The organism is Spirosoma aerophilum (assembly GCF_054782495.1).
In genome coordinates this window covers 839,787-853,846 of record NZ_BAAGSJ010000004.1, presented here as the reverse complement: position 1 = coordinate 853,846, position 14,060 = coordinate 839,787, and the positions used below count along the sequence as shown (strand labels likewise).

General features: G+C 51.7%; 10 protein-coding genes and 1 tRNA gene. 8 read left to right on the top strand and 3 right to left on the bottom strand.

The window, feature by feature from the left end:
• Positions 1 to 24 precede the first annotated feature (24 nt).
• The 3 genes from ACYVK4_RS05465 to ACYVK4_RS05455 form a co-directional block, all read right to left on the bottom strand.
• Positions 25 to 3,495 carry a SusC/RagA family TonB-linked outer membrane protein gene (locus tag ACYVK4_RS05465; RefSeq protein WP_461126463.1) on the bottom strand — a complete coding sequence of 1,157 codons (3,471 nt, stop codon included), beginning with the start codon at positions 3,493 to 3,495 and terminating at the stop codon, positions 25 to 27.
• A 17-nt stretch (positions 3,496 to 3,512) separates the two neighbouring features.
• Positions 3,513 to 4,505, bottom strand: a complete 993-nt coding sequence (locus ACYVK4_RS05460; protein ID WP_461126462.1) for a FecR family protein — start codon at positions 4,503 to 4,505, stop codon at positions 3,513 to 3,515.
• Positions 4,506 to 4,581: 76 nt separating this feature from the next.
• Positions 4,582 to 5,175: an RNA polymerase sigma factor gene (locus tag ACYVK4_RS05455; protein ID WP_461126461.1), complete on the bottom strand. Its 594-nt coding sequence runs from the start codon at positions 5,173 to 5,175 to the stop codon at positions 4,582 to 4,584.
• Positions 5,176 to 5,347: 172 nt separating this feature from the next.
• Here ACYVK4_RS05455 and ACYVK4_RS05450 point away from each other — a divergent pair, with 172 nt between their 5' ends.
• The 8 genes from ACYVK4_RS05450 (at position 5,348) to ACYVK4_RS05415 (ending at position 14,055) form a co-directional block, all read left to right on the top strand.
• A complete protein-coding gene (locus tag ACYVK4_RS05450; RefSeq protein WP_461126460.1) occupies positions 5,348 to 7,774 on the top strand; it encodes a penicillin acylase family protein in 2,427 nt (808 codons plus the stop codon).
• A gap of 60 nt (positions 7,775 to 7,834) precedes the next feature.
• The gene (locus ACYVK4_RS05445) at positions 7,835 to 8,209 is read left to right on the top strand and encodes a hypothetical protein (RefSeq protein ID WP_461126459.1); all 375 of its coding nucleotides are present in this window, start codon (positions 7,835 to 7,837) and stop codon (positions 8,207 to 8,209) included.
• A gap of 60 nt (positions 8,210 to 8,269) precedes the next feature.
• Positions 8,270 to 8,866, top strand: coding sequence for an OmpH/Skp family outer membrane protein (locus ACYVK4_RS05440; protein ID WP_461126458.1), 597 nt, complete (start codon positions 8,270 to 8,272; stop codon positions 8,864 to 8,866).
• 222 nt (positions 8,867 to 9,088) lie between these two features.
• Positions 9,089 to 9,550, top strand: coding sequence for an SsrA-binding protein SmpB (gene smpB, locus ACYVK4_RS05435; RefSeq protein WP_461126457.1), 462 nt, complete (start codon positions 9,089 to 9,091; stop codon positions 9,548 to 9,550).
• A gap of 176 nt (positions 9,551 to 9,726) precedes the next feature.
• Positions 9,727 to 10,242, top strand: coding sequence for an HNH endonuclease (locus ACYVK4_RS05430; protein WP_012930120.1), 516 nt, complete (start codon positions 9,727 to 9,729; stop codon positions 10,240 to 10,242).
• Between the two features lie 256 nt (positions 10,243 to 10,498).
• The gene (gene rpsA / locus ACYVK4_RS05425) at positions 10,499 to 12,286 is read left to right on the top strand and encodes a 30S ribosomal protein S1 (protein ID WP_461126456.1); all 1,788 of its coding nucleotides are present in this window, start codon (positions 10,499 to 10,501) and stop codon (positions 12,284 to 12,286) included.
• A 143-nt stretch (positions 12,287 to 12,429) separates the two neighbouring features.
• Positions 12,430 to 12,500, top strand: a tRNA-Cys gene (locus ACYVK4_RS05420).
• A 226-nt stretch (positions 12,501 to 12,726) separates the two neighbouring features.
• Complete coding sequence (locus ACYVK4_RS05415) at positions 12,727 to 14,055, top strand: c-type cytochrome (protein ID WP_461126455.1); 1,329 nt, start codon at positions 12,727 to 12,729, stop codon at positions 14,053 to 14,055.
• Positions 14,056 to 14,060: the final 5 nt, after the last annotated feature.

Below are 14,060 nucleotides of genomic sequence, written 5' to 3'. Positions count from 1 at the left end.
AATGACGTTGTGTTTTCTAGTTTCTTAAAAACCAAGTTGAAGACCTACCATGAGGGTGCGGGCCTGTGGAAACTGACCATAGTCAATGCCGTTGGTCAGGGTTGAGTTAGAGCCCGTACGGGTGCCGATTTCCGGGTCGTAGCCGGTATATTTGGTAAACGTCAGCAGGTTGGATGACGCCACGTAGACCCGTGCCCGGCTGAGCGTACCCCGCGAGAATGACTGTAAAGCGCCCGCCGGAATCGAATACCCGATGCTCAGGTTTTTCAGCCGCAGGTAAGAGCCATCCTCAATGAAGCGGTCCGACGTGCGCGAATTGCCGTTCGGGTCGCCATCGACCGCGCGGGGAACATCCGTATTCGTGTTGTTGGGTGTCCAGGCACGCAGGACGTCTGTTCCGGCATTGAATAAACGCAGCATGCCCTGCTCAATTACCTTCACGCCGTTATAAATTTTGTTGCCCTGCACACCCTGGAAGAACAGCGCCATATCGAAGCCCCGGTAGTTGGCCGACAAGTTCAGGCCATAGGTGAACTTGGGTAAAAAGCTGCCCAGATTCACCCGGTCGTTGGCGTCGATCTGTCCATCGCCGTTGGCATCCACGAAACGAATGTCGCCCGGTTTCGCATTTGCCTGCGTGGGAGCGGCTTTTATCTCGTCGGCGTTCTGAAAAATGCCCGCTACTTTCCATCCGTAGAAGTACTGGATGGGCTGACCGGCTTCGGTACGGGTAATGTCAAATCCGCCGTAATCGGCGTTGGAACCGTTCAGCAGGGGCGAAACCGTTGGTCCGAGACTCAACACTTTGTTGCTGATGAAGCTGATGTTACCCGATGCATTGAACCGGAACGCGCCTTTCGTTTTATTATAACCCAGCTGCAATTCAACGCCGTTGTTGCGCATACTGCCAATGTTCACCGTAGGCGATTGCGAATAGCCGATGGAGGGCGCAATGGGCTGGTTCAGAATAAGCCCGTCGGTGTTTCGCTGATACACCTCCGCCGAGAGGGTGATGCTGTTGCTGAACAACCCTAAATCCAACCCGACATTGCTCATTTTCGTTACCTCCCAGCGTAGATCGGTGTTGCCCAGGCGGTCGAAGTAAGTACCCTGCGAGCGGTCGCCCCCGATGATGGCGTTGGTGTTCTGGGAAACCGCTACCTGCCACGAGTAATCGCCGATGCCGTTGAAGCCCATGGTCCCGTAGCTGGCGCGAAGTTTCAACTCCGAAATGGCCGGTACATTTTTCAGGAACGCTTCTTCGCTGATCCGCCAGCCTGCCGAAACGGACGGGAAATTACCCCATTTGTTGCCCGGTGCAAAGCGCGATGAACCATCTCGCCGGAACGAGGCCCCCAGCAAGTACTTGCCGGCATACTCGTAGTTCAGACGTCCCAGATAAGACAGCAGCACGTTCTGCGAACGGGTACCGGTTAAGCCTGCACTGGTACTGATCACGGCACTCAGCTCGCGGATGGTGTTGGAGGCTGCCTGCCCTGTACCAATGATCTGAAGGCTGTTGCCCGCCTGCCGCTCGGCCACGGCCACTACATTCAGGCTGTGTTTGCCAAACGTTTTCTCGTACGTCAACTGGTTCGAGATCAGGGGCGACGAGTACGTCAGACGGTCGTCCGATATATTGGCCAGCGCCCGGGCGTTGAAGCTCTCGCTGTAGATCGGCAGGAACGAAAAGGTCCGGGCCGTTACGTAGTCGATACCTCCGCGCAGCCGGTAGGTTAACCCATCAATGATCTTAACGTCGATATAAGCGCTTCCCAGAATTTTCATGCGCTGGGTGTTGCTCTGGTCCTGCAGGGCGGCCCGAACCGGGTTTTGCGGGTCAGAAGCATCGGAGCCGTCGGGACCGCGGTAGCCACCCACCAGGTTAGGATCTTCGATGGGCATATAGGGCGTCATCCGGATCATGTTCTGCACCTGGGTCCGGCCACCGGCACTGACTTCGTTGAGTTTGTCGTCGTACGAAATGGTGAGCGTTTGCCCGAACGAGAAACGCTTGCTGATGGTATGATCGGAGTTGATACGGAAGTTGCCGCGTTTGTAGCCCGTTCCGATCATGATACCCTGCTGATTGAAGTAGCCAACCGAAGAGTAGAACCGCGACTTTTCGTTACCGCCCGACAACTGCACGCTATGCTGCGTGATAGGAGCCGCCCGGAACATCGCTTTTTGCCAGTCGGTGTCGGTTTGGGCGTAGGTTTGCGTGGCTCCGGCGTAGATAGGCTGGCTAAGGTTGCCGAAGCGCGTTGGTATCGGCTGACCGGCGTTGGTGCGCAGGGCCGTTCCATACTGAATGTACTCGTCGCGGTTCAACAGATCGAGCTGCCGCCATGCACTTTGCGTGCCTACGTAACCGTCGTAGTTAACGTGCAGTTTGCCATCGCCGGTCCCTTTTTTCGTCGTGATGATAATGACGCCGTTGGCCGCCCGTGAGCCATAAATAGCCGCCGATGATGCGTCTTTCAACACATCCACAGATTCAATGTCGCGGGTGTCGAAGTTGTTGAGGTCGCTCGTTGGGAAGCCGTCGATCACATAAAGCGGGTTGGCTGCGTAGTTGATCGAGCCAATGCCCCGGATGCGGACAATGGGCGTTTCGCCGGGAGAGCCGTTGCTTACAACGGTCACACCCGGTACGCGCCCCTGAATGGCCTGTTCAACGCTTGGTACGGGCAGTTGCGTTACCTCCTGTGCCGACACCGACGAGATGGCTCCCGTTACCGATGCCCGCTTCTGGGTACCGTAACCCACCACCACCACCTCGCTGATGGACTTCACATCGTCCAGGAGGGTTATATTAATGCGGCTACGGCTGGCTACGGGCACCTCCTGCGAGGCATACCCAACAAAGCTGAACACCAGCACCGCATTGTTGGGCGCATTCAGCGTGAAGTCGCCGTCGGTGTTGGTGGTGGTGCCGCGGGTTGTGCCTTTGATGACGACACTAACGCCCGGAATTCCCTGCCCGCTTTTATCCACCACTTTGCCGGTGATGTCGGCCAGGGGCTGGGCTGAGGTCATGGACCAGCCAATGCGTTCCAGCTTGTCAATCGCCCGATCGGGTAATCTTACGGCATCCGTCGCCGGATCGGTAGTGGCTTTGGCTTCAATCTGTTCGATCTTACGAAAAAGGCGCGTGCTTTTTTCTTTTTCCGGCATAATGGCATAGAATCGGGCCTGTACTTTTCGATACGTCAGACCAGTGCTGGTCAGCAACGTTGTCAGCTCGATTTCCAGATTCCGGCTGCGCTGGTTAATCATCAATACTTTGGTGTTGACCAGATTGGTCGGGTAGATGAATGAAACGCCGTAATGCTGCTCAAGTTCACCCAGGGCGCTTTTCAGTGTAATCAATCGCGTATCTGTTCCCTGTTTTTGATGAGAAGTGTACCGATGGCTCGACGCTACAAGCTGCCCCCGGACCGGTAGTATGCCAATCAGCAGCAACGAGCCAAGTGCAATAAATTGTTTAGTCATGGTAGTAAGAGGTTGAGTCATTGTATAGTAATTCGGTTTGATTGCTGAGTGATATGCAGGTCGAATACCGTGGCCAGACCGTCGAGTATCGTCTGCATGGATTGATTGGGTATGGTGCCTGAAATCGTCTGTCGCTGGAGGGCCGGATCGGCGATAATGACCTGTACGCCGTAGGTATCTTCAAGCATCTGCGCGACCTCCTGCAGCGTGTTGCCATCGAACGTCAGTTTGCCGGATTTCCAGGCCGACTGAGCTGCGGCATCGACATGCTTGCGGTAGTAGACTTTGGCTTTCACATCGGCATAGAAGAGATCGCCGGGGCGCATAACCAATTGCTGTTTGGCCTGCTCACCAACGTCGAGCCGGATTTTGCCGGTATTCAGCACAACCTTGGCCCGCTCTTTCCGCGCCATCACGTTGAACTGCGTACCCAGCACTTCGATGTTTAGCTTATTCGGCAGGTGTACTACGAATCGCTCGTGATTCTGCTGGTGCGTTACCCGGAAATAGCCTTCGCCATCGAGCCAGACTTCCCGCGTTTTATGGCTGGCCCATTGCGGGGCATAGCGTAGTCGGCTGTTTCCGTTCAAGGTCACTGTTGAGCCATCGGGCAAAGTAAACGTCGATACCTTGCCGAAGGCCGTCTGGCGAATCAGGTCGTCGGGATACCATTGCTTATAGGTTTGGAAAGCGCCCATGGCCAGCAGGACGAAGCCAGCCAGTACGGCGGCCCAGCGCAGCGGCTGATGCCATACCGGTAAGCGTCGGACCGGGACGTCGGAAACGGTAGCGGGAATATCCATCCGCTGCCGCATCGCGTTCAGCATCCGGTCGGTGTCCGGAGCGGCTGCTGAAGGCGATGCTTTCCAGGCGGTTTCTTCAAACTGAGTGTCGAGCCGATTGAGCAGATAGGCCTGACCGGCGTTGGTATCAAACCAGTCGAGTACACGACGGGCTTCGTCGGGCGTAACCTGGTTGGCAAAATAACGCTGAAGTAGCTGTTTGGTCATGAGCATAGCAAGCAGTTTCGCTTACTATACACCACCTGAAGTTGGAAGTATTACTGGGGATGAAAAAAAAACTGAATTAACTCCAAAACGCTGCGATAACCACCAGCGTAGCTTCGATACCCGCGTGTTGGCGGAGGTAGTCGCGGAGGAATCGACAGGCCTGGTAATACTGAACCTTGACCGTATTAATGGAAACTTTGAGCGTTGAGGCTACTTCTTCGTTCGACAGGCCCTGCTCCGAGCGGAGGGTAAACACCAACCGGCGCTGGGCCGAAAGTTGGCGCAGGCCTTCCAGGAAAACCGAACTGTACTCGTTCAGGAGCAGGGTTTCTTCCGTGGCCGTGTCGGCATTCGTTAGCGTAGTCTGGTGATTCAGGTGCCGCAGAATGGCCCGTTTCTCATTACGGATGAGGTTTACTATCTGATGGCGTGTCGCCGTAGCGAGATAACTTCGGATCGACTGTGTTTCGTCCAGGCTTTCCCGGTTCGTCCACACTTTCAGAAAAACCTCCTGAATGGCATCTTCAGCCAGTGCGGGATCTTTAACATATTGGATAGCAATGGTATACAAATAATGAGAATACCGCCGAAACAACGTTTCGAATGCTACTTCGTTATGCTCTTTTACACGAAGCGTCAATTCCTTATCCGTCAACTCCGTATGCATCATCGTTTGAGGAACCAGTCAGCGACTATTACCAAAATAGGACTTCTATCGCCGTTATTGACAAATTTAAAAAAGAATTGTCCTAATAGCGGAAATAATGCTTTTTATTTGCTGTATGCCTCGGTAGTCTTACCTTATTTACGTATTTAACTGTCTCCGTTGCTTTTACTTCATTATGCGTTACACAAAGGCGATAGCTGTTTCGCTATGTACATTGTTGGTTATTTGGGCGTTGAATCGTAGCTGGGGAAGTATCCCGGCCTTTGCCCCTTTGCTAAGTCCGTTTGTTGGTTTCTGGCAAAACGCCGAGTCTGTTAACAATGCCGACGACGAAATTACACTAAATGGTACAAAAGCGCCTGTCACGGTAGTCTTCGATGAATTGGCGATTCCGCACGTTTTTGCTGAAAACGATGCGGATGCCTATTTTGCGCAGGGCTACCTGACCGCCCGCGATCGGCTCTGGCAAATGGAATTCCAGACCCACGCAGCTGCCGGGCGCGTTTCGGAACTGGTAGGGGATAAAGCCCTGGAACTGGATCGCTATAACCGTCACCTCGGCATGGGATTTGGGGCCGAAAAAGCGGTGAAGGAGATGATGAAAGATGCGCGCTCGCGTGAAGCTGTTGAGTCGTATACGGCGGGTATCAATGCTTATATCAGGCAGCTTTCCCCGTCACATTATCCACTCGAATACAAATTGCTGGGGTATGCGCCCGAACCGTGGCAACCTATCAAGTGCGCGTACTTCCTGAAATACATGTCGGGTGTACTGGCCCTCGGCGCCGACGACCTGAACATGAGCAATGTGCTCAAAAAATACGGTACTGTCGTTACCAGCGATCTGTTTCCCGACTACCCTTCTCGCGAAGACCCTATTATTCCCGTTGGCACAAAATGGGACTTTACCCCGGTGAAAATACCGGTGGTTCCGGCAAATCCATTCCCTGATACAAAACCGCTGGCCATGAACTGGCCCGAGCATGACCCCGCTATTGGCAGCAACAACTGGGCCGTTGGCCCGCAGAAATCAGCAACGGGCTATCCTATTCTGGCCAACGACCCCCACCTGACGCTGAGTTTGCCCTCTATCTGGTACCAGATTCAGCTGGTGACGCCAACCATGAATGTATACGGAGCGTCGATGCCCGGATCGCCGGGGGTAATTATCGGGTTCAATAAGCAAATCGCCTGGGGGGTGACCAATGTGGGGGCCGATGTGCTGGACTTCTATCAGATTCGGTTTAAAGATGCCGCCAAAAAAGAATACTGGCATGGTAATCAATGGAAGCCCGTAACCCGTCGGTTAGAAGTGATCAAAGTGAAAGGCAAGCCCGATGTGATCGACACGGTACTGTATACGCACCACGGCCCGATCATGTACGAAGTAGGCCAGAAGCCGTTCGCCAAAAACGTTCCGGTAGGCTATGCCGCCCGTTGGATCGCGCATGAAGCGTCCAATGATTTTCTCACCTATTATTTACTGGACCGCGCCAAAAATCATGACGATTACCGAAAGGCGTTGAGTTATTATGGGGCTCCGGCTCAGAACTTCGTATTTGCCGATGTGGCCCGGGATATTGCCATCTCGCCAAACGGGCGGTTTCCGCTGAAGTGGAAAGATCAGGGTAAGTTTCTGCTCGACGGCACCAACCCCGCCCACGACTGGCAGGGCTGGATTCCGGCCGCGCAGAACCCGCACGTTAAAAATCCGCCCAGAGGTTTTGTCAGTTCGGCCAACCAGTCCTCGACCGATCCAACGTATCCCTATTATATCAACTGGCAGTTTGGCTCCTATGAGCGTGGTGCCCGAATCAATCAACGCCTGACGGCTATGCAGGGGGCCACAGCCGACAGCCTGCGTGTGTTGCAGAATGATAATCGGAACTTGCGGGCCGCTGAGGCCCTTCCGGTGTTCCTGCCCTATATACAAGCCAAAGCCTTAACCGGCGAGCAGACTAAAGCACTGGGCATCATTAAAAGCTGGCGGTACAACAATGACGTCGCGGAGATAGGCCCAACGATTTTTTCAGAGTGGATGCGCCAGTACATGGATGGTGTCTGGAAAGATGATTTTCCGGGTAATGACACTACTACGCTCCGATACCCAAGCTTCGACCGAACGCTGCAGCTGGCCGAAAAGGAGCCGACGGCTCATTGGTTCGACGACGTAACAACGCCCGCCAAAGAGACAATTAGCCATGTGCTGACCAAATCGTTTCAGACAGCTATCGACTCGCTGACCCGCCAGCATGGACCAATGGGTGAATCGTGGCAGTGGAGTAAACATAAAGCAACGCGCATTGGGCACCTGGCCCGGCTGGATGCCCTGAGCGCGCTGAATGTGGAGATGGGGGGTGGAGCTGGTATCGTCAACGCAACTACCGAACGGACGGGACCATCGTGGCGGATGGTCGTAGCACTGGGGCCAACACCCAAAGGGTACGGCGTTTATCCGGGCGGGCAGTCGGGCAATCCGGGCAGTCCTTATTATTTGAATATGCTGGAAACCTGGCGAACCGGCCAACTCAATGAGTTGCTGTTTCTGCAATCGGCAGACGACAAAAGTCCGCGTATTAAACGAAAACTGATTTTAAAATAAAGCCATCAGGGCACGTTTCCTGAAGCACTTTAACGGCAGTTTTTAACTGCCTTCCCCGATATGATCGAGATTTTTCTGATTGCCATACTGAGCTTACTGGCTCAATTCATCTTACCTTGGTGGAGCCTTGCCATTGTTGCCTTTGGCGTTTGTTTCTGGCGGAGTCCCGGTGGCGGACGTGCTTTTTTATCGGGTTTTCTGGGAGTGGCGGTCGTATGGCTGGTACACGCGTTACTGCTTCAGTTTCGTACCGATGGTGTTTTTATTGGGCGAATGAGCGAATTACTGTTCAAAACGAACACCGCTGCTTTGCCGGTAGTGGTCACTACCCTTGTGGGTGGTCTGGTAGGCGGACTGGCTGGTTTGTCCGGCTATCTGGTTAAACAGGCAACAACAACACAACCCGTCAATCGCACAGCCGGGCGGTCTCGTTAGGAATTCGATAAATCCCTTTACCTTTGTTCTATAAACTGATAACTAACTGATTCGTTTCCTGTGAAGAATGCCTCATTAATTCTAAATGTCATCCTGACAATTGCCGTAGCTGTATTGTACTACCTGCATTTTAAAGATCATCAGCCCGAAACGGTGGCAGACGTAAAAGCCCCTGTTGAAGCCAAAGGTCGGTCTATCGTATACGTGAATGTCGATTCGCTGTTGACCAAATACGATTTTTTCAAAGACACCCAGAAAGTGCTGGAAAGCAAGCGTTTTCAGTTGGAGAACGATTTGACGGCTAAAGGTCGCAATCTGCAAAACAAGGTTGCTTTCTTTCAGCAGCGTGCCGCCACTATGACGCAGGAGCAGGGTCGGGCTACCGAAGCATCTTTGCAGAAAGAGCAGCAGGATATTCTGGCGTACCGCGAACGGGCCGCTCAAAACCTGGCGGCCGAAGAGCAAGCTAAAAATCGGCAGCTCTATGATCAGATCTACGAATACCTGAAAAAAGAGAACGCTAAGAACAAATATGAATTCGTGCTGGGTTACACCAAGGGCGGAGGTATTCTGTTCGCCGACCAGTCGGGCGATCAAACCAGCCGCATTCTGGCCGGTCTGAACAAAGAGTACCAGGACAAGCAGACGAAGAAATAAAAACTATACCCGCTTTCGGGCGCGTGTACGGACATCCGGCTACTAAGCGAGAGTTTAGTAGCCGGATTCGTTTACGCGGAAGCGGCCAAATTTTCGAGGTCTGGTAAACCTCTCTTTCCATTCCAGTGTTCTTGGTCGTACCTACGGGCTTCAGCCCGTATTTGTTTTCATTAACGTGTACACGGACTTTAGTCCGTGGGTACATAGATCCTACATCAGTACATGGCATCTGCTTCTATTGTTAAACAAGTTGATATCCGCAATCGACGGGCTTCCTTTGAGTACTCTTTTTTAGAGACCTATACCGCTGGTATTGTGTTGACCGGTACTGAAATAAAATCCGTTCGGCAGGGGAAAGTGAATTTACAGGACGCCTACTGCTTAATTCATAATGATGAGCTGTTTATTCGTCAGCTGAGCATCTCGACGTATACCGAAGGAACACACTACAACCACGAACCCCTCCGCGACCGGAAACTGCTGCTGACGAAGCGCGAGATCCGACGATTGGCCGAGAAACTGAAAGATCAGGGACTCACCATCGTGCCGATTCGCATGTTCACCAGCGAACGTGGTTTTGCCAAAATTGATATTGCCCTCGCTAAAGGGAAGAAATTGTACGACAAACGCGACAGCATCAAAGAGCGCGACGTGGAGCGGGAGATGCAGCGGGAACGATATTAAAGCAGAATAAAATAGAAAAATAGTGTTTTTGTAGACTAATAATTGCCTTTCCAACGTCAGGGGCTGGTTTAGCCTTTCGTTTTCTCATTTTTTCGTTAAGTTAATTTTTTCCACAAGTATTGCCCATATGTGGATAACTCTGTAACTTGCTACCGTACAGAGGCTCTAAACGCGATATGGGTAGGAAAGTATTAGTCTTAAATCAAGATTACAGTGCATTCAGCATCTGCTCCGTTCCCAAAGCATTCTTGCTGGTTTATTTAGATAAAGCTGAGTTGGTTGCAGAATCGGAGCAGTTCATGCTTCGAACCGTTTCGGCGGAGTATCCAATGCCATCGGTCATTCGTCTTCACCGGTACGTTAGTCTGCCCTATAAGGGCGTTATGCTCACCCGGCAAAACATTTTCAAGCGCGATGGCCATCACTGCCAGTATTGTGGCACCACCGAAGACTTGACACTGGACCACGTACTGCCAAAGTCGAGAGGAGGTAAAACCAGTTGGGATAATCTGGCTACGGCCTGTAAGCGGTGTAACTCACGAAAAGGTGATTATACGCCCGAAGAAGCCAATCTCAAATTACGGCAGAAGCCATTCAAGCCAACCTTCCTGGTTTTTCTGCGCGAATTCTCGGGCTCCCTCGAACAAAGCTGGATGCCCTTCCTGGCGAAGAAGGAAAAAGCATTTAAATAAAAGGAGTAAGGGGAGGAAAAGGACGAGGGGGAGAAAGGAGTTTGCTCATGGCATTATCCCTTTCTCTCCCTCGTCCTTTTCCTCCCCTTACTCCTTTTGTCCTCTCCCTCAAAGACTTTTACCGTAATCGAAACTTTTTTTCGAAAGCATTTGCTATCTTTGCAGTCCTTTTTCAAAAGGAAAAAATTCACAACTAAAGTCAGTTCGCCATTGACCCACGAACTGATGTACTGAGCGGGTCAGGGAAATTTTTTTTATGAGCAAAACGCAGCAACGCGAACTGCCGGCATTTGATTGGGACCGGGCAGACAACAAAGGGTTTGGAAGCGGCTATTCGGTTGAAGAACACAGCCGGATGTTGGAACTTTACGACAACACTCTGTCGGAAGTTAAAGAGAAAGAAGTGGTAATGGGAACCGTCGTTGGGATAACGGACCGGGAAGTACTGCTCAACATCGGCTTCAAGTCGGATGGCTTAGTGCCAGCTTCTGAATTCCGGGATATGCCGGACCTGAAGATGGGTGATGAAATTGAAGTTTACGTAGAAAATCAGGAAGACCCGAACGGTCAGCTGGTACTCTCTCGCAAAAAAGCGAAAGTGATCACCGCCTGGCAGAAAATTCAGCGTGCACTGGACGAAGACCTCGTTATCGATGGTTTCGTTAAGCGCCGGACGAAAGGTGGTCTGATCGTTGATATTTTCAGCATTGAAGCGTTCTTACCAGGTTCGCAGATCGACGTGAAGCCAATTCGCGATTTCGATATCTTCGTTGGTAAGAAAATGGAGGTTAAAGTCGTTAAGATCAACTATGCTAACGACAACGTAGTCGTTTCGCACAAAGTCCTGATCGAGAAAGACCTCGAAGCACAACGTGCTCAAATCCTGAACAACCTCGAAAAAGGTCAGGTACTGGAAGGCGTTATCAAGAACATGACAAACTTCGGTGTGTTCATCGATCTTGGTGGCGTAGATGGTCTGCTGCACATCACGGATATTTCGTGGGGTCGTATCAGCCACCCATCCGAAGTACTGCACCTCGACCAGAAGGTCAACGTGGTTGTACTCGACTTCGACGAAGACAAGAAGCGTATTTCGCTGGGCATGAAGCAACTCCAGGCTCACCCCTGGGATGCGCTGGCTGAAGACATTCAGGTTGGTTCGAAAGTGAAAGGTAAAATCGTGAATGTTGCTGATTACGGCGCGTTCCTCGAAATTCAACCCGGTGTTGAAGGGCTGATCCACGTATCAGAAATGTCGTGGTCGCAGCACCTGCGCAACCCACAGGAATTCCTGAAAGTTGGTGACGAAGTAGAAGCACAAGTGCTGACACTGGACCGCAACGACCGCAAAATGTCGCTGGGCATCAAACAACTGACGGAAGATCCCTGGACTCGTCCAGAGCTGCGGGCTAAATATGCCGTTGGCACGAAGCACAAAGGCATGGTACGCAACCTGACAAACTTCGGCCTGTTCCTCGAACTGGAAGAAGGTATCGATGGTCTGGTACACGTGTCTGACCTGTCATGGACGAAGAAGGTGAAACATCCTTCGGACTTCATCAAGGTTGGTGACGAACTCGAAGTGCTGGTACTTGAACTGGACGTCGACAACCGTCGTCTGGCCCTGGGTCACAAGCAACTCGAAGAGAACCCATGGGATACGTTCGAAACCGTATTCGCCGTTGGTACCGTACACCGTTGCACGATTCTGAACAAGAACGACAAGATGGCTACCCTCGAACTGCCCTACGGCATCGAAGGCTTCTCGTCGCTCAAGAATCTGGGCAAAGAGGATGGTACCTTCGCTGAAGTTGGCGAAACGCTTGACTTCAAAGTAACGGAGTTCTCGAAAGAAGAAAAGCGTATCATGCTATCGCACACGAAGACGTGGGGTGAGAAGAACGAGCCTGTTAAGGAAGCGAAAGCTCCGAAAGCAGCCGCTCCGAAAGCAGCTTCTGCACCGGCTCAGGCCGAGCGTGGCGCTACCCTGGGCGACCTCGATGCACTGGCTGCATTGAAAGAGCAACTGGAAGGCCGTAACTAAGCCTTACTGTAGTCGTAATAATGTATAGAAATACCCCTGGCTTTCGGGCTTAGGGGTATTTTTTTGTCTAATCGTTTCCTTATACGGGATAAAAACGTATCTTTGCACTCCCGAACGCCTGACCTGTCAGTATGAGGGAAAATGGTTCCGTGGCCGAGTGGCTAGGCAGTGGTCTGCAAAACCTCGTACAGCGGTTCGAATCCGCTCGGAACCTCTCCTTTACAAATGCCATTTAATGCTGTTTCTGCCATGGAAATAGCGTTAAATGGCATTTTTTTTGGAGAAAAACTGACGAAACTCAGAGGAATAAAGAACAACGATCATTTCCTTAATTAGAAACAATATAAATAAAATGGGGTATGAAATAACTAAAGAGCAATTTTTGCCTATACAGCAATCGTGTCGTACTTTTGGGCGCTAATAAAATAGCAGTGCTGATTATGTTGATCAACTCAAAAAATATAGTTCATAAAATGAGTCGCTTCTATAAGCTTTGCGTGGCTATTGTTCTGTCACTGACATTGTTGGTTTCCAGCAGTCAGGTGAAAGCACAGGATGCGGCAGCCGGTGGTGCACCAGCCGCAGCAGCAGCCCCCGCAGCGGGTGGTGCTGATGCCGAAAAGGGAAAATCTCTGTTTACCAACAACTGTGCTCAGTGCCACGCGGTAACAGATGAAAAAGTGGTTGGGCCTGGTCTGAAAGGAATTGAAGAGCGTGCGCCAAGTAAAGACTGGCTGCACAAATGGATCAGAAACTCGTCGGCCGTAATTGCTTCCGGCGACGCGTATGCAAACCAGGTGTTCAACGCCAACGGTAAAGTACAAATGTCCAGCTTCCCGAACTTATCGGATGCGGACATCGACGGTATCCTGGCTTACATCGATCAGGCAAGCAAACCTGCCCAAACCGCAGCTGTAGCCGGTGGTGATAACACTAAGAATGCTGGTGGTGCTGGCGGTTCGGGCCCATCAATAGGTGGTGGCCCTTCTGAGCTGTTCACCTTCGTTCTGGTCGCTCTGCTGATTGTCATGTTGCTGGTGCTGGGCGTTCTGCTGGCTATCGTAACGATCCTGTCGAAAGCAGTAACCCCTGCAACGGCTGACGGTACCTTACCGGCTGCTTCGTTAGGTCAGCGGCTCAAAACAGGTCTGTCGGATGCGTTTAACAACCCAACACTTCGTTCGATTGTTATCTGGCTTTTCCTGTTTGCCGTAACGAAAGCTACCATTGATGGTGCTTACAGTGTGGGTATCCAGCAGGGATATGCGCCTAAGCAGCCTATCGCTTATTCGCACAAACTGCACGCCGGTCAGTACAAGATCGACTGTAACTATTGCCACACGGGTGCGCAGAAGGGCAAGAGTGCTACCATCCCTTCGGCTAACATCTGTATGAACTGCCACGGCGTCATTAAGAAGGAGTCGCCTGAGATTCAGAAGATATACACGGCCATTGAGAACAACCAGCCAATTGAGTGGGTGCGGGTACACAACCTGCCTGATCTGGCTTACTTCAACCACGCTCAACACGTAAACGTAGGTAACGTTGCGTGTCAGACCTGCCACGGCGAAATCGAAAAGATGGAAGTTGTTGAACAGCGCTCTTCGTTAACGATGGGCTGGTGTATCGACTGCCACCGCCGGACGGAGGTTAACACCAAAGACAATGCTTACTACGATAAGTTAGTCGCTCTGCACCGCAAGGAAAGCAAAGAGCCGCTTAAAGTAGCCAACATTGGTGGTCTGGAATGTTCTAAATGTCACTATTAATTAAT